Source organism: Brevundimonas sp. Root1279 (genome assembly GCF_001425945.1).
Classification (GTDB): domain Bacteria; phylum Pseudomonadota; class Alphaproteobacteria; order Caulobacterales; family Caulobacteraceae; genus Brevundimonas.
In genome coordinates this window covers 558,102-573,831 of the sequence record NZ_LMEB01000004.1, presented here as the reverse complement: position 1 = coordinate 573,831, position 15,730 = coordinate 558,102, and the positions used below count along the sequence as shown (strand labels likewise).

General features: G+C 68.1%; 17 protein-coding genes. 5 read left to right on the top strand and 12 right to left on the bottom strand.

Annotation, left to right across the window (positions count from 1 at the left end; genetic code table 11):
- The first annotated feature begins 88 nt into the window (after positions 1–88).
- Entirely contained in the window at positions 89–475 is a 387-nt protein-coding gene (locus ASC65_RS05515; protein ID WP_056450235.1) for a hypothetical protein, read from the top strand.
- Between the two features lie 17 nt (positions 476–492).
- Here the strand turns inward: ASC65_RS05515 and ASC65_RS05510 are convergent, their stop codons facing one another.
- Together ASC65_RS05510 and ASC65_RS05505 are read right to left on the bottom strand one after the other, a co-directional pair.
- A complete protein-coding gene (locus ASC65_RS05510; protein ID WP_056450233.1) occupies positions 493–951 on the bottom strand; it encodes a RidA family protein in 459 nt (152 codons plus the stop codon).
- 146 nt (positions 952–1,097) lie between these two features.
- Positions 1,098–2,348, bottom strand: coding sequence for a DNA polymerase IV (locus ASC65_RS05505; protein WP_056450231.1), 1,251 nt, complete (start codon positions 2,346–2,348; stop codon positions 1,098–1,100).
- Between the two features lie 189 nt (positions 2,349–2,537).
- Between ASC65_RS05505 and ASC65_RS05500 the strand changes: the two genes are divergently transcribed.
- From ASC65_RS05500 to ASC65_RS05490, 3 genes are read left to right on the top strand one after another with little or no spacing between them, the layout of a single operon-like run.
- Positions 2,538–2,906 (top strand): response regulator, encoded by a 369-nt coding sequence (locus ASC65_RS05500; RefSeq protein ID WP_056450229.1) that lies wholly within the window; start codon positions 2,538–2,540, stop codon positions 2,904–2,906.
- A 3-nt stretch (positions 2,907–2,909) separates the two neighbouring features.
- On the top strand, positions 2,910–4,274 hold the full coding sequence (locus ASC65_RS05495; protein ID WP_056450227.1) for a PleD family two-component system response regulator: 1,365 nt from the start codon (positions 2,910–2,912) through the stop codon (positions 4,272–4,274).
- A gap of 54 nt (positions 4,275–4,328) precedes the next feature.
- Positions 4,329–5,381, top strand: coding sequence for an NAD(P)H-dependent flavin oxidoreductase (locus tag ASC65_RS05490; protein ID WP_056450226.1), 1,053 nt, complete (start codon positions 4,329–4,331; stop codon positions 5,379–5,381).
- A 19-nt stretch (positions 5,382–5,400) separates the two neighbouring features.
- Here ASC65_RS05490 and ASC65_RS05485 read toward each other — a convergent pair whose 3' ends face one another.
- Together ASC65_RS05485 and ASC65_RS05480 are read right to left on the bottom strand one after the other, a co-directional pair.
- The gene (locus ASC65_RS05485) at positions 5,401–6,882 is read right to left on the bottom strand and encodes an arylsulfatase (RefSeq protein ID WP_056450224.1); all 1,482 of its coding nucleotides are present in this window, start codon (positions 6,880–6,882) and stop codon (positions 5,401–5,403) included.
- 117 nt (positions 6,883–6,999) lie between these two features.
- Positions 7,000–7,182: a hypothetical protein gene (locus tag ASC65_RS05480; RefSeq protein WP_056450223.1), complete on the bottom strand. Its 183-nt coding sequence runs from the start codon at positions 7,180–7,182 to the stop codon at positions 7,000–7,002.
- An 83-nt stretch (positions 7,183–7,265) separates the two neighbouring features.
- Between ASC65_RS05480 and ASC65_RS05475 the strand changes: the two genes are divergently transcribed.
- Positions 7,266–7,868 carry an RNA ligase 1 family protein gene (locus ASC65_RS05475; RefSeq protein WP_056450221.1) on the top strand — a complete coding sequence of 201 codons (603 nt, stop codon included), beginning with the start codon at positions 7,266–7,268 and terminating at the stop codon, positions 7,866–7,868.
- Between the two features lie 104 nt (positions 7,869–7,972).
- On the opposite strand, the gene rpmG is transcribed toward ASC65_RS05475, so the two are convergent.
- The 8 genes from rpmG to rnr all read right to left on the bottom strand — a co-directional run bounded on the left by rpmG (position 7,973) and on the right by rnr (position 15,716).
- Positions 7,973–8,140, bottom strand: coding sequence for a 50S ribosomal protein L33 (rpmG, locus tag ASC65_RS05470; RefSeq protein WP_003164451.1), 168 nt, complete (start codon positions 8,138–8,140; stop codon positions 7,973–7,975).
- A gap of 56 nt (positions 8,141–8,196) precedes the next feature.
- Complete coding sequence (locus ASC65_RS17110) at positions 8,197–8,679, bottom strand: hypothetical protein (protein WP_056450220.1); 483 nt, start codon at positions 8,677–8,679, stop codon at positions 8,197–8,199.
- A gap of 148 nt (positions 8,680–8,827) precedes the next feature.
- On the bottom strand, positions 8,828–10,672 hold the full coding sequence (locus ASC65_RS05460) for a sulfotransferase (RefSeq protein ID WP_056450217.1): 1,845 nt from the start codon (positions 10,670–10,672) through the stop codon (positions 8,828–8,830).
- Between the two features lie 48 nt (positions 10,673–10,720).
- The gene (locus ASC65_RS05455) at positions 10,721–11,131 is read right to left on the bottom strand and encodes a DUF5990 family protein (RefSeq protein ID WP_056450215.1); all 411 of its coding nucleotides are present in this window, start codon (positions 11,129–11,131) and stop codon (positions 10,721–10,723) included.
- A gap of 1 nt (position 11,132) precedes the next feature.
- Positions 11,133–11,567: a hypothetical protein gene (locus ASC65_RS05450; protein WP_156459557.1), complete on the bottom strand. Its 435-nt coding sequence runs from the start codon at positions 11,565–11,567 to the stop codon at positions 11,133–11,135.
- 79 nt (positions 11,568–11,646) lie between these two features.
- The gene (locus ASC65_RS05445; RefSeq protein WP_056450210.1) at positions 11,647–12,366 is read right to left on the bottom strand and encodes an NUDIX hydrolase; all 720 of its coding nucleotides are present in this window, start codon (positions 12,364–12,366) and stop codon (positions 11,647–11,649) included.
- A complete protein-coding gene (locus ASC65_RS05440) occupies positions 12,353–13,333 on the bottom strand; it encodes a DUF4424 family protein (RefSeq protein ID WP_056450208.1) in 981 nt (326 codons plus the stop codon). Before ASC65_RS05440 ends, ASC65_RS05445 begins: the two co-directional genes overlap by 14 nt.
- 61 nt (positions 13,334–13,394) lie before the next feature.
- Positions 13,395–15,716, bottom strand: coding sequence for a ribonuclease R (gene rnr, locus ASC65_RS05435; protein ID WP_056450207.1), 2,322 nt, complete (start codon positions 15,714–15,716; stop codon positions 13,395–13,397).
- Positions 15,717–15,730 lie beyond the last annotated feature (14 nt).

Sequence of the window (15,730 nt, the reverse complement as noted above, 5' to 3'; positions counted from 1 at the left end):
GTACACTCCGTGCTCCTTACCGGGGAAAGGCCTGATTGCCCGCCGTGCTCGCGCACCTATCGTCGGGCAAAGGCAATGAGAGGCGATCATGCGCATCCATCAAATTCTCTGCGGGGCCGCGGCCGCATCCCTGCTGGCCTTTTCCGTCGCGGCCCAGGACGGGCAAGCCACGGTCCAGGACGGACAGTATGGCCAGGCCCTGTCGCAGATACTGACCGAGGCCAGGGCCGGCACGTGTTCCGACCTCATGTCCGCAGGGGTCCAGCTGGCGTGCCAAAGACGGATCGAGTCGATCGCGGCCACGCTCGAGCGCTTCGGACCCGTGCAGAGCATCACCTTCGTCAAGGCCGAGGAAAGGTCCGGCCGCATCGTCGAAACCTGGGTGGTTGGATTCGCCGAAGGGCGCACCATGACCTGGGTCATCGGCGGGCTGCACGACGGACAATTCAGCACGGCCTTCAGCGAAGACGCCTGACGTCGAGATCGTGACGCTCACCGCACCTCGACGATCGCGTCGACTTCGACGGCGAAGCCGAGCGGAAGTTTGTAGACGCCGACGGCCGAGCGGGCGTGGCGGCCCTTGTCGCCGAACACCTCGACCATCAGGTCCGAGCAACCGTTGATCACGGCCGGGATGGCTTCGAAGTCGGCGCCGGCCTGGACGAAGCCGCCCAGCTTGACCACGCGAACGACGCGCTCGAGGTCGCCGTCCAGCGCCGCCGACATCTGGGCCAGCAGGTTGACGCCGCACATGCGGGCGGCGGCGTGGGCCTCTTCCGGCGTCACGTTCTGTCCGACCGTGCCCTTCACCCCGCCCGAGGCGTCGTTCGACAGCTGCCCGGAGATGTGGAGCACATTGCCGGTCTGGACGAAGGGCACATAGTTGGCCACCGCCTTTGCGGGTTCCGGCAGGTTGATGCCGAGTTCGGCGAGGCGGGCGGCGACGGTCATGGGAATCTCCTGGATTTGGAGCGCGGTTTAGCAGGGGGGAGGGTCGAGGGTCGAGGGTCGAGGGCCGAGGGGTGAGGTTGAAGTAGCGTGATTGGCCTCCGGCCTGGCATTGACCTTCCTCGACCCTCGACCCTCGACCCTCGCCCCTAATCCCTTTCTTTCAGCGCTCGCCCGGCCACCACGGCGCTCTTGCCGAATTTCTCGCGCAGCTTGTCGATGGCGGTCTCGGCCTTGAGGTCTCGGGTCTCGCGGGTCTCGAACAGGGCGGGGACGTCGACCGCGTCAACCACCTCGGCCAGGCCGATGCCGATCAGGCGGTAGGGGCGGCCCAGTTCGGGGGCCATCAGCTCGCGGCCGGCGGCGAACAGGGCCCGCGCGGTCTGCACCGGCTCGGGCAGGGTGACCCGGCGGGTGATGATCTTGAAGTCGGTGCGGCGCAGCTTGAGCACCACGACCCGGCTGGCGACGCCGTCGCGGCGGGCCTTGGAGGCCAGCTTTTCGCACAGGGGCCAGAGTTCGCCTTCGAGCTCCTCGGCGGTGGTCAGGTCCTCGTTGAAAGTGGTCTCGGCGCTCATCCCCTTGCGGTCGTGTTCGGGGCGGACGGCGCGGGCGTCGCGGCCGTGGGCCAGGTCGTACAGGCGCAGACCGTGCTCGCCGTAGCGCTTGGCCAGGTCTCGCAGATCCGCCGCCGCCAGATCGCCGACGGTGGCGTAGCCGTCGCTCTGGAGGGTCTTGCCGAACACCGGCCCGACGCCCGGCAGGATGCGCACCGACTTGGGAGCCAGCAGGGCCTTGGCCTCCGTGCCGATCACCGAGAAGCCGCGCGGCTTGTCCAGCTCGGAGGCGATCTTGGCCAGGAATCGGTTGGGGGCCAGGCCGATCGAGACGGTCAGGCCGGTCTCGTCCTCGATCCTCTTTTGCAGTCGCACCAACTGGAAGGCGGCCGGGCCGCCGTTCAGCCGTTCGGTCCCCGACAGATCGATCCAGGCCTCGTCGAGGGACAGGGTCTGCACCAGGGGCGTCAGTTCGCGCACGGCGCCGAAGATGCGCTCGCTTTCGTGCACGTATTTGCGGAAGTCCGGCTTGATGACCACCGCCTCGGGGCAGGCCTTCAGGGCTTTGTACATCGGCATCGCCGAGCCGACGCCGTAGAGGCGGGCCACATAGCAGGCGGTGGAGACCACGCCGCGCTTGCCGCCGCCGATGATCACCGGCAGATCGCGAAGCTCCGGCCGGTCGCGTTTCTCCACCGAGGCGTAGAAGGCGTCGCAGTCCAGGTGGGCGATGGTCAGCCGGTCCAGCTCGTCGTGCGTGATCACCCGCCGCGAATCGCAGTTACCGCAACGCTCGACCTTTCGGTCCGCGGTCCATAGACACTCTCTGCAGATGGATTTCATGCGACGGGAAGTGTGCCTGACCGGGAGTTCGGTGGGGAGAGAGTTTCCTCAGCGGAGGGCTTCGCGCGGCCGTTTGACCCCCATCAGCTTGGCTTCACGTCAACTTAAGAGACGCTGGGCCAGAGTGCTCCCGAAGAAGGCGAAAAGCCTCAGCGCAACCGCGCTTTCGAGAGGTGGGCAGGCCGGGTGATGAACTCCAAGAAAGTCCTCATCGTCGAGGATAACGAGCTGAACATGAAGCTATTTCATGATCTGCTCGACTCGCAGGGCTATGAGACGCTGCAGACCCGTGAGGGCCTCCAGGCGCTCGCCCTCGCGCGCCTGCATCGCCCCGATCTGATCCTCATGGACATCCAGCTGCCGGAGATCAGCGGTCTGGAAGTCACCAAATGGCTCAAGGACGACGAGGAGCTGAGCCATATCCCCGTCGTCGCCGTCACCGCCTTCGCCATGAAGGGGGACGAGGAGCGGATCCGGCAGGGCGGCTGCGAGGCCTACATCTCCAAGCCGATTTCGGTGATGCATTTCCTCGACGTCGTCCGGAAACACCTGGGGTAGGCGATGACCGCGCGCATCCTGGTGGTCGATGACGTCGAGCCGAATGTCCGTCTGCTCGAAGCCAAGCTGACCCTCGAATACTACGAGGTCCTGACCGCCACCGACGGCGCGACGGCGCTCGAGATCGCGGCCGCCGAGCGGCCCGACATCATCCTGCTCGACGTGATGATGCCCGGCATGGACGGGTTCGAGACCTGCCGCCGGCTGAAGGCCGATCCGGTCACCCGCCATATCCCCGTGGTGCTGGTCACCGCGCTGGATGGCCGCGAGGACAAGATCAAGGGGTTGGACGTCGGCGCCGACGACTTCGTCACCAAGCCGATCGACGACGTCATCCTGTTCGCCCGCGTGAAGTCGCTGGTGCGGCTGAAGAGCGTCATGGATGAGCTGCGCGAGCGCGAGGAGAGCGGCCGCCGGCTGGGCGTCGACTCCGATGGCGCGGGCCGGCTCCGCGGCTCCGGCGGACGGGTGCTGATCGTCGACGACAGCCCGGTCCAGGCCCAGAACATGGTCGACCATCTCGCCGGCGAGCATCGCCCGGTGGTCGAGCCCGATCCCGCCGCCGCCCTGATCGCCGCCCGCGGACCGGTCGACCTGATGATCGTCAACGTCTCGGCGTCGGAGTTCGACGGCCTGCGTCTGGTCGCTCAGGCCCGGTCCAGCGAGGCCTCGCGCCGCACGCCGATCCTGGCCGTGGTGGACCCGGTCGACCGCCCGCGCCTGCTCAAGGCGCTGGAGCTGGGCGTCAACGACATCCTTTATCGCCCGGTCGATCCGGGCGAGCTGGAGGCCCGCGCCCGCACCCAGATCAAGCGCAAGCGGTACGCCGACTTCCTCAAGGAAAAGCTCGACTACAGCCTGGAGATGGCCGTCACCGACGCCCTGACCGGCCTGCACAACCGCCGCTACATGGCCGGGCAGCTGCAGGGTCTGGTCAGCCGGGCCGGGCAGGGGGGCGACGCCGTCTCCGTGCTGGTCATGGACATCGACCACTTCAAGGCGGTCAACGACAGCTTCGGCCACGACGCCGGCGACGAAGTGCTGCGCGAGTTCGCGGTCCGTCTGGCTACCAACGTCCGCGCCATCGACTTGCCGTGTCGTCTCGGCGGCGAGGAGTTCGTGGTCGTCATGCCCGGCGCCGGCCTGGAGGACGCCACCCGCGTCGCCGACCGCATCCGCCGTGACGTGGCGGCCCAGCCCTTCCCGATCATGGGCGGGGCGGAGAGTCTGACCATCACCGTCTCCGTCGGCGTCGCCGCCAGCGCGGGCGGGGGCGACACGCCCGAAGCCCTGCTCAAGCGCGCCGACGAGGGCGTCTATGAAGCCAAGAGCCGTGGGCGGAACCTGGTGATCGCGCGGGCGGCGTAAGACAGCGGATCTCGCCGGGATTGCCCCGGCGGGCGCCGCGGACCACATGCGGTCATGACTGTCCTCGAACGTCTCGGCGTCTCCGTCCCGATCATCCAGGCGCCGATGGCCGGTACGTCGACGCCCCGGTTGGCGGCCGAGGTCTCGAACGCCGGCGCGCTCGGCTCGATCGCGGTCGGGGCGACAGACGCGGCGGGCGCGCGGCGGATGATCGAGGAGACTCGGGCGCTCACGGACCGGCCGTTCAACGTCAACGTCTTCGTGCACGCCACGCCGACGCCCGACCCGGCGAAGGAATCTGCCTGGCTGGAGAAGCTGGCGCCCCTCTTCGCCGGCTACGAGGCGCGGCCGCCGGAGCGGCTGCGGGCCATCTACGAGAGCTTCGCTGCCGACGACGCCATGCTGGCGCTGCTTGTCGAGGCGGCGCCGGCGGTGGTCAGCTTCCATTTCGGCCTGCCTGATGCACGCCGTATCGCCGCCCTGCGCCAGGCGGGCTGCATCCTGATCGCCACGGCCACCAGTCTGTCGGAGGCCGTCGCCGCGCGTGAGGCTGGAATCGACGCGGTCGTCGCCCAGGGCTGGGAGGCCGGTGGTCACCGCGGAGTGTTTGATCCTGACGCCCCTGACGACCGGCTGGGCGTCCTGGCCCTGACCCGGCTATTTGTTGAGCGGGTGGGCCTGCCGGTGATCGCCGCCGGCGGAATCATGGACGGGCGGGGCGTTCGCGCAACGCTCGAACTCGGCGCCGTGGCCGCCCAGCTGGGCACCGCCTTCATAGCCTGCCCCGAGAGCGCCGCAGACGCCGCCTACCGCGCCGCCCTGGCGAGCGAGGCGGCCGAGCACACGACGATGACACGCGCGATCTCGGGTCGGCCGGCCCGCTGCCTGAAGAACCGCTTCACCGAATGGGGCGAGGGCCGCGACGCGGACGTCCCCGCCTATCCGATCGCCTATGACGCCGGGAAGGCGCTGAACGCCGCCGCCAAGACCGCAGGCGAAGGCGGCTTCGGCGCTCAGTGGGCCGGGCAGGGCGCGCCGCTCAGCCGGGTCATGCCGGCGGCGGGGCTGATCGCCGTCCTCAAGCGGGAAGCGGGGCTGGCGGCCTGACGCCGGCCCCGCCCGCCCTTCAGTTCTGGTTCGGGCTGGCGGTCGTGATCTTCTCCATGGCGTCGCTGACCGTGAAGCTGGCGGCCTTGGCCCGCGGCGGGAACTCCTTGAAGCTCGCCAGCACCTGGCCGACGATGGCCTGGGCGGGCACCAGCAGGAAGGTGCGTTCCATCATCCACTTGGCGTACTCAAGAGACTCCGGACCCCGCTCGAACGGATCCGAACGAAGGTTGTAGAGATCCGGGGCGCGCAGGTTGTCGAAGTCCTTCTTCCACACATCCAGGCCGGTGTGCTCCTGCGCCATGAACGTGCATTTCCAGTGTCCGACCCGGATGGCCATCAGGTCCCCGTCGTCGCTCCAGTACATGAAGCCCGGACGGGGCGACTTCTCCTCGTCGCCCTTCAGGAAGGGGATGAGGTTGTGACCGTCGAGGTGCACCTTGAATGACTTGTCGCCGATCTTTCCGCCCTTCTTCACCCGCTCGACGACGTCCGCGTCGCCCGCCGCCGCGCCCAGGGTCGGAAGGAAGTCCTCGTGTGAGCACAGGTCGTTGACGATCCGCCCCGGCTCGATCACTCCGGGCCAGCGGATGGCGCAGGGCACGCGGAAGCCGCCTTCCCAGTTGGTGGCCTTCTCGCCCCTGAACGGTGTCGTGCCGCCGTCCGGCCAGGTCATCACCTCGGCGCCGTTGTCGGTGGTGTAGACGACGATGGTGTCGTCCTTCACGCCCAGCTCATCGACCAGGGCGAGGAGCTGGCCGACGTGGCCGTCATGCTCGACCATGCCGTCGGGATAGACGCCGAGGCCGGTGACACCCTCGGACTCCTTCTTCAGGTGGGTGAAGACGTGCATGCGGGTTGAGTTGAAGTAGCAGAACCACGGGCTGTCGCCGTTGTTGCGCTTGATGAAGTCCTTGGCGGCGTCGAGGAATTCCTCGTCTATCGTCTCCATGCGCTTCCTGGTCAGGGCCCCGGTGTTCTCGATCTTCTGGCCGGCCTTGCCGTCCGCCTTGCACTTCAGGACTCCGCGCGGGCCGAACTTCTCCTTGAACCTCGGGTCCTTTGGATAGTCGGGGTTCTCGGGCTCCTCCTCGGCGTTCAGGTGGTAGAGGTTGCCGAAGAATTCGTCGAAGCCATGCATGGTCGGCAGGTGTTCGTCCCGGTCGCCGAGGTGGTTCTTGCCGAACTGACCGGTGGCGTAGCCCTGGGCCTTGAGGACCTGGGCGATGCAGGGGTCGTCAGGCCCCAGGCCCAGATCAGCGCCGGGCAAGCCGACCTTGGTCAGGCCGGTGCGGATGGGCGACTGCCCGGTCAGGAAGGCCGCGCGGCCCGCCGTACAGCTCTGCTGGCCATACCAGTCAGTGAACAGCGCGCCTTCCTTGGCGATGCTGTCGATATGGGGCGTGCGATAGCCCATGACGCCGAGATTGTAGGCACTGACGTTAAACCAGCCGATGTCGTCGCCCATGATGAAGAGGATGTTCGGTTTGCCGCCCGGCATGATCGCCTCCGCTACTGAGAGAGGCTGCGGAGGCTAGGGGGCAGGGGACGATCCCGACATCCGGGTTTTCCCTCGGCGGAGGGGCCGGGAGGCCCCATCAGCGTCGCAAGAGCGTCGTCAGCGCGACATCCACGGCTTGGACTTGCCGGTAGCGATGCGGGCGGCCTGCTCGCGCTGGAATTTGCCGCCGCGAGGCGGCTGGGGGCGGGCGTTGATCTTCGCGTTCTTGAGGCGCAGCGCCCGCTGGACGGGGGTTTCGTCGGCCGGGACGGCGGCGGGTTCGTCGTTCTGATCTGTCATGCCACACCCTACCACGCCGTTAGGCTGCGAGGGTCAAAACCAATGAACGGCTAAGGTTGACGCGCGGCGGTCCGACACGCTTCATGAAACCGCTCATCTTTGAGCCCGGGGAGCAGGACTCGAAATCTCTCCAACTTCGGGATTTCAAAGACATGCAGAAAATGAAGACGGTCTTCGTCATGGACCGCACGACGCATCGCGCCACTTCGGAGGCGTACGCGCAGTGGGTGATTGACGGAGAAGGCAGGGCCACGATCAAGCACGACGGTACGTCTTGCCTGATCGAAGGGGGCAAGCTCTTCAAGCGTTTCGACGCGAAGAAGGGCAGGAGGCCTCCAGACGGCTGGGTTCCTTGCGAGCCCGCGCCGGATCCCAAGACCGGCTCCTGGCCGGGATGGGTTCCTGTCGACATGAACGATTCCGCGAGCATTTGGCATGCGGAGGCGTTCGAGCCTGGTCTGGCTGACGGCACCTACGAACTCGTGGGGCCGAAAGTCCAAGGCAACCGCTACGGCCTGGTTCGGCACCAACTATGGAGACATGGTTGCGCCGAGGTGGAGGTGGGCAGGACCATGGAGGACATGATCGCCTGGCTCGAAGCCAACGATCACGAAGGCCTGGTCTTCCATCATCCGGACGGCCGAATGGCGAAAGTCCGGCGCAAGGACTTCGGTCTACGCTGGTAGGGAAGGGGCCGCCTTAGGGCGGCCCCTTTTTCATTGCTCGCACAACGAAAAACGCCCGGCCATTTCTGACCGGGCGCTTCGAAAATTGTCAGGCGATCAAGTGCTTACTTGATCTTGCCTTCCTTGAACTCGACGTGCTTGCGGACGACCGGATCGTACTTCTTGACGACCATCTTCTCGGTCATCGTACGGGCGTTCTTCTTCGTGACGTAGAAGAAGCCGGTGTCGGCGGTGGAGTTCAGGCGGATCTTGATGGAAGCCGGCTTGGCCATCGGAAATTACCTTTGCGGACGGCGAAAGCCGCGGAAATGAGAGGCGCGGAACATACTCAGGCGCGTCGCGAAGTCAACGGGCGTCTCGACGCATTGAGCGAGACAGTTGCGAAAGGCAGGCTGAGGCCATGAAAACGCCCGTCCTCGCCGCCGTCGCGGCCCTTCTTCTGGCTGGTTGCGCCTCGTCCGTCGAGGTCCCGCATGAGCCGACCGATCCGCAGGAGCTGTTCCTGGGCGGCCTGCACACCCTGTGCGGCCGGGCCTATGAGGGGCGAGTCGTCACCAATGACGCCGCCGACGCCGATTTCCGCGGCAAGCGGCTGGTCATGCAGGTCAGCTGTGCGGACGACGGGGTGCGAATCCCCTTCTGGGTCGGCGAGGATCGGTCGCGCACCTGGGTGATCAGCCACGCCGGGACCGGTCTGCGACTCAAGCACGACCATCGCCACGCCGACGGAACCGAAGACGTGCTCAGCCAATACGGCGGCGACACGGTCGCCCCGGGCACGCCGGAGCGGCAGGAATTCCCGGTCGACCAATTCTCCAAGGACCTGTTCACCCGCGAGGGCCGCACGGTTTCGAACACCAACGTCTGGGCCATGGAGGTGCGGCCGCGCGAGGTCTTCGCCTATGAACTCCGCCGGCCGGGGCGTCATTTCCGGGTAGAGTTCGACCTGACGAGGTCGGTCACCCCCGGAAGGCCCGTAGGCGCTCCAGCAGGGGCTGGAGGTCAGCGAGCAGCGGCTCGATCTCGGCCGCGTTCTTCTTCCATTTGTCGGCCTTGGGCGGCGTCAGGGTGTGGCGCGAGACCGGCAGGTCGCCGCCGGTGCGCTCCTTGAGCGGCTCGTCGAACTGAAGGGCCGCGAAGTCGCAGATTCCGCGCACGACGGCCGCCGGATCGGCCACGAAGTCGCTGTAGCGCACCACATGGCGGCGGTCGGCCGGCAGGGCCTCCAGGTCGTCCATAATGGTCTGGTTGGTCGTCGCCCACTGATAGGCGGCGACTTCCGGCAAGGGTTTGCCCTTCAGCGACTGCCAGCCCGGCGGGAGCAGTAGCGACCATGGTCCGTCCCAGCCCGGCAGCTGCGGATAGGTCACCCAGCCGCCGGCGCGCCAGGCGTCGATGATGCTGGAGATGTTCTCTTCGGGCTCCCGCCACAGGAAGACGTAGCGGGCGTCGGGGAAGAGGGCGTCGAAGAAGGGGATGCGCAGGGCGTTCTTGGGCGTCTTTTCGAGCAGCCGGACGGAGTCCGCCGTCGACGGCTTGCCGGCGGCGTCGACCAGTCGTTCGGACAGCCGGGCCTTCATCGCCAGGGCAACCTGCGGGGTCATGTGGGCGGCGGTCAGGCGGTTCGAATCGACGCCGGGAGCGCCGGGGAGGAAGTTGCGGAAACCTTCGACCAGCCAGTGGGCCTCGCCGCCCGGGTTGTGCAGCTGGGGGCTGACCGCGACGGTCTCGAACAGGGCCGTGCTGCCCGAACGCGGAGCGGCGACGATGATCAGGGGGCGGTCGAAGTCGGGGGTGCGCACCACGGGACGGGCGGCCGCCTGGCCCGTGGCTGGGGCGCCGCCCGGCGCCCCGCCGCCGGCGACCTGCGGATTGACCGCATAGGTGCCGATGCGCTGCCCGATGACGCGCAGGATCGGCATGCCGTTGGAGCGGACCCGCAGGTCGTCGCCAAGCGCCTGGACCTGCTGCAGCAGTTGTTCCAGCCGCTTGCGGTAGTGGGGAATGCCGCGATCGCTGTCGGCGAACAGGGACCACAGCTGGCGCCAGTCCTGGCGGAAGCCATAGAGGGTCCGCTCATAGCGGCCCAACTCCTCGCGGCCGGCGTCGCCGGGCTTCATCGAGGCGGTTTCGGCGACGAGGTCCTTGAGCAGGTCGTCGATCTCCGACGGCGGCATGACCCGGTAGACGTTGTGCTGCTCGGTCGCGAAGGTCGCCCGGATTCCGGGCCGGTACGGCACGGTCATGGGGTCCAACTGCGAGGTCGCCGCTGCGTGGGCCATGTCCCAGAAGCGGCTGTTGCCGGTGGTGTCGGCGACCAGGTGGATGCGCTCGATGTTCGAGTTGTTCTCGACCTTGTGGACGCGCCAGTTGTCGAAGATCCAGGACTCGCCCTGGCCCATGTGCACGACCTGGTCGTCGCAGAAGAATTTCACGTCCGGCGTGGTGACGATGGGAATGTGCAGCCGGACCCGGTGGAACCAGTGATAGTTGATGTCGGTGTGCTCGGGGACGGTCGAGCCCGGTCCCAGCTTCATCAGGCGCGATCGGCTCCAGACGACGCCGAAATGGGCCAGCACCTGCTGCAAATAGGGCGAAGCCTGCAAATGCGGCGTCGGGGCCATGGCGCCCGCCACGTCGTCATTCTCGCCGCCGCCGACGGTGATCAGGCGAAGCGCGCTGTTGCCCGGGATGTTGTTCGGATGACGCGCCCAGGCCTCGGCCGGCAGGGCCGCGATCTCCTCCTGGAGTCGCGCCGTGTCGAACCGGAACGGCAGCTTGATGAAGGGCGCTTCGAGTTTCATGGAACCGGGATAACGGGCGGGGGAAGCGGGGTCAAAGCAGGTCTGGCTTCAGACGGATCGCCATGGCTGGACCGGGTGGATCGTGGCGCAGGCCGGCGATCCGTCCTCGCCCCGACCAGGCAGGATGATCTCCAGCACCCGCCCGGCGCGGGCCTGGTCGAGCAGGGCGGCGGGGATGTCATGGATGTCGACCTTGGCCCGGCGGGTCCAGGGGCTGCCGTGGTCGCCGGCGGAGGTCCCGATGCGGATATAGACGAAGCGTCGCTGGGGCCCTTCGCGGCGCACGAAGGGGCCGAGGAAGCGGTTGTCGTCGGACAAACGGACAGACACGTCGAAGGACAGGGGTGCGTCACCCGCCGTGGCCGGATCATGAGGCGCGTTGTCCTGCTGCAGGCTGTAGCGCACACCCTGGACCGGGTCGGCGATGGTCAGACGCAGGGTGATCGGCGTGTCGGCCATGTCAGCCGCGGTCGCGAAGGGCTTTCAGCAGGCTTTCGGCCTCATCCAGTCGGCGAAAGACGTCGTCGGCGTCGCCGGTTACGCAGCCGGCGTCCCAATTCAGCTGCTCGTCCCTCTGATCTGGCCGCGACCAGATCACACGGCCGTAGGGGCCGTCAGTAATGGTGCGCTGGCATTCGAACGGCCGACCTTCGTAGGCCCGGAAGATGTCGCGCAGGCGGTCGAAGTCCGCCTCGGGGACAGGGAAGGATTTCGTCGCGCCGTCTCGCCCGGTCCAGACGCCCTCGCCGCCGCGGGGGACGACCCAGTTCTGCGTGACGTTACCCCAGTAGAGCGAGGTCAGGGTGATGCGCTCCGGCGCGGATTGCGCTTGGGCGCCGCCGGTGACCGCGCAGGCGGCGACCAGGGCCGCCAGTCCGAGCAAGACTCTCCGCATGCCGTGTCCCTCCGTGCAGGGAGAGTAAAGCTCGCGTCGGCTGCCCGGCGCAATCGTCGTGGTGGGTTGTCAGGGACGGTCAGTCCTGATGCTCGACCAGATGCCTGCCGCGAACCATGCGCACGAAGGGCAGGGGCCGATGGGCGTGGGCCAGGCGTTCGTTCACCTCGGCCAGGACGAAGCGGGTGATGGCCGGCAGGTCCTGGGCGCGCGCCTCCTCCAACGGCAGCCAGGCGATCTCGTCCAACTCGCCGGAGCCGGCGGTCGGTTCGGGATGCAGCAGGGCGGCGGCGTCGGCCATGAAGAAGCGGGCGTCGAAGCGTCGGGTCCGCCCCGGCGGGGTGATGGCCCGGGCGACGTAGCGCAGGGCCGCCAGATCCGGCAGGGCGCCGGCGGATCGGAACTCCCGCCACGGCCCGGCCACGGAGGCGGCGGGAGCGGCCTTGGCCAGCAGCAGGCCGGTCTCCTCAAAGGTCTCGCGGATGGCGGTCAGGGCCAGGGCCCGGGCCCGACGCGCAGGCATTTCTCGCATCAGGCGGGCGGCGTCCTCGCGGGACAACTCACCGGCGGCGGCGGCGGAGTGGTCGGATCGGTCGATGCGTCCACCCGGAAAGACCCATTTCGCGGCCATGAAAACATGCCCGGGCGCGCGGCGGCCCATCAGCACCTCGCAGACGCCGCGGCGCTCGCGCGTCAGGATCAGGGTGGCGGCGTCCTTGGGGCGCTGGGCGGGGCCGACGCGCGGCGCGTCCTTCAGGTCCTGGGCGGCGTCGAAGGGGTCAGGCTTAGGGGCGGTCACTGCTCAGGATTAGCACCGACAGGTCGCGGGTGGGCGTGTAATTCCGCCGCCGGACCTCGAAGGTGCTGAAGCCGACGCGCCGCACATCCTCGCCGCAGAAGCTGATCAGGTTCTTCCAGCCGCCCTTGTCCACGATCATGCGGAAGTCGCCGATCGGGCCGGCGCCGGTCGCCTCGGGCAGGAGGACGTAGTCGATCCAGGTCTCCGACACGGTCTGGCCGCGGGTCCGCATGCGGCGGGCCGCTGACACGAAGTCGCGGTCCGTGCAGTAGCGGGCGACGTAGTCGGCGGTCAGCGGGCTGTTGGCCAGCCCCGGGTCGCCCATCACGCTGCCTGCCGAGCCGCCGACGGCGGGGACGTAGCGATGATCGATGTCGACCTCGCGCCGGGCCGGGAACATCTGGTTCCAGTAGTGGGTGGTCTTGAGGGTCCAGACCGGAACAGGCCCGCCCGGCGTCTCGCGGACCAGGCCCATGTCGACCAGCATTTCGACCTGCGGGGTCGGCAGGGCCTGGATGGCGGCGAGGGTGGCCGGAGCGACCGGCGACAGGGGCAGTTCCAGTCCGCGCAGCAGGCCCGTGTGGTCGACCCCGTTCAGGACCGCCTTCTGCTCGATGTTGGTGGCCATGCGCCGGCCTTCGACCGTGGTCTGGAAGGGCATGTCCGACGGGTCGGCGATCGCCTGCGCGCCCTCCAGACCGCCGACGATGTCCGGCATCGGGAAGGCCACCAGCGTCACGAGCGGGCGGTCGCTGCGGTTGAAGAAGCGGTAGCGGACCCGGATCTCTGCTGCGGAGACGTAGAGGTCCTCGGACCGCATCTCGATGCCGTCGGTGCGCTGCAGGACCAGTCCCCCAGCGGCCATGACGGCGACGGTGTCGTTGGGCGGGGGCGCCGAAGAGGCCAGGCCGCCTGTCGCCGTCAAACACAGGACGGCCAGGGCCGTCAGACACGTCGTGCGGTTCATTGGCCGCCCTCCCCGAGGGGAGGTTAACTCAAACTGTGCCGTTACGATACGGAGCCGGGGATCAGCGGCGCTTGCCCTTGCGCACGCCCTTCAGCCCGCCTGCAGGCTTGGCTCCGTTGCGCGGCTTGCCGCCCGAGCGTTTGGGATAGCCGCCGGCCTTGTCGCCGCGAGCCCGCATGCCCAGACGGGCCGAGGGGGCGTTGGGATCGCGCGGGGCCGGCTCGCTGAGCATCTCGAACAGCAGGCCGCCGGTGACCGGAGTCGCCTCTCGCAGCTTGACCTCGACGGTGCGCCCGAGCGTCCAGCGCTGACCGGAGCGCTCGCCGACCAGGGCATGGCTGCGGTCGTCGTGGGTGAAGTACTCATTGCCCAGCGTCGACACGGGCACCAGGCCGTCGGCGCCGGTCTCGTCCAGGCGGATGAACAGGCCGAAGCGGGTCACGCCGGTGATGCGGCCGGTGAAGGTCGCGCCGACGCGGTCCTCGAGGAAGGCGGCGATGTAGCGGTCCATGGCGTCGCGCTCGGCGGCCATGGAGCGGCGTTCGGTCAGGACCACGTGCTCGGCGATGGAGGGCAGTTCGGCGATTTCACGATCCGTCAGCCCGTCGTTATTCCCCTTTGGGCCCAGCCCGAGCGCCCGGATCAGGCCGCGGTGGACGATCAGGTCGGAGTAGCGGCGGATCGGCGAGGTGAAGTGGGCGTAGCGGTCGAGGTTCAGGCCGAAGTGGCCGACGTTCTCGGCCGAATAGACCGCCTGCATCTGGGTGCGCAGGACGACCTCGTTGACCACCTCGGCGTGCTCGCCGTCGCGGGTTTCGTCCAGCAGCTTGTTGAAGCGCTTGGTGTTGGCCGGTTCGCCCTTGTTCCAGGGCTTGCCGATGGTCTGCAGGAAGTCGGCCAGGTTGAAGAGCTTCTCCTGGCTGGGCGCGTCGTGGACGCGGTATAGCAGGGGCGTCTTCTTCTGTTCCAGCGTCTCCGCGGCGCAGACGTTGGCCTGGATCATCATCTCCTCGATCAGCCGGTGGGCTTCGAGAGAGACGCGTTTCTCGATAGAGCCGATGCCGCCGTCGGGCGTCATCCGGATGCGCCGTTCGGCCGACTCGATCTGCAGCGGGCTGCGCTTCTCGCGGCCCTTCAGCATGCAGCGGTAGGCGTTCCACAGAGGATAGAGGATGGCCTCCATGATCGGGCCGGTGGTGTCGTCCGTCTGGCCGTCGATCGCCGCCTGGGCCTGCTCGTAGGAGAGCTTGGCGTGCGAGCGCATCAGGCCGCGTACGAATTTGTGGGCGATCTTCTTGCCATCCCGGTTGAAGACCATGCGCACGGCCATCGTCGCGCGGTTCTCGCCGTGCTTCAGGCTGCATAGGCCGTTCGACAGCCGCTCGGGCAGCATCGGCTCGACGCGATCGGGGAAGTAGGTCGAGTTGCCCTTCTCGCGGGCCTCGCGGTCCAGCTCGGTGCCCGGCCGGACGTAGGCGGCGACGTCGGCGATGGCGACCCAGACGATCCAGCCGCCCTCGTTCTTCGGATCGTCGTCGCGCTGGGCGAAGACGGCGTCGTCGTGGTCGCGGGCGTCCTGGGGATCGATGGTGATCAGCGGGATGTCGCGCAGATCCTCGCGGCCCTTCAGTGAAGGCAGCTCCTGGTGCTCGGCCTCCTGCTCGACCCGCTCGGAGAAGCCGGTCGGGACGCCGTGGGCGTGTATGGCGATCAGGGAGGCGGCGCGGGGATCGTCCTCGCGGCCGATGGTCTCCAGGATCTTGCCGCGCTTGGGCCCGTAGCGGTGCTCGCCCTTTTCGATGGCGGCGAGGACCAGGTCGCCGTCCTTGAGGTCGGCGGCCTGGGCGGGCGGGACGAACAGGACGTCCTTGGAGCGGCGGTCGACGGGCTCGACCCGGACCTCGCGGTTGGACTTGCGGATAACGCCAAGGACGCGGTTGGTTCCGGCGTCGAGGCGCTTGACCAGGCGGGCTTCCCAGCCCTCTTCGCCGCGCACGAATTTGCACAGCAGGCGGTCGCCCATGCCCGGCGCGGGGCCGGTGCGGCCGGAGTTGTCGGGGACCAGCAGGGCCTTGGGGGCGTCCGCGGAGGCTTCGACGAGGCGGACGTACATCTCGCCGTCGACGTCACGCTCGACGACGTCGCAGACGCCGACCGGGGGAAGGGCGCCGGCTTCGCTGAAGCCCTTGCGGCCGCGCTTGCCGAGCGCGCCCTCGGCCTCGAGTTCGCGGATCATCTCGCGCAGGGCGCGGCGGTCGCCGCCCTTCAGGCCGAAATGGCGGGCGATATCGGTTTTCTCGGCCGAACCGGCCTCGCGCAGGAAGGCGAGGAGGGTGGCTTTGTCGGGTAGTCCGGCGACGGGCCGGCGGGGTGATTTGCTCATGTGAGTCCTTTGAT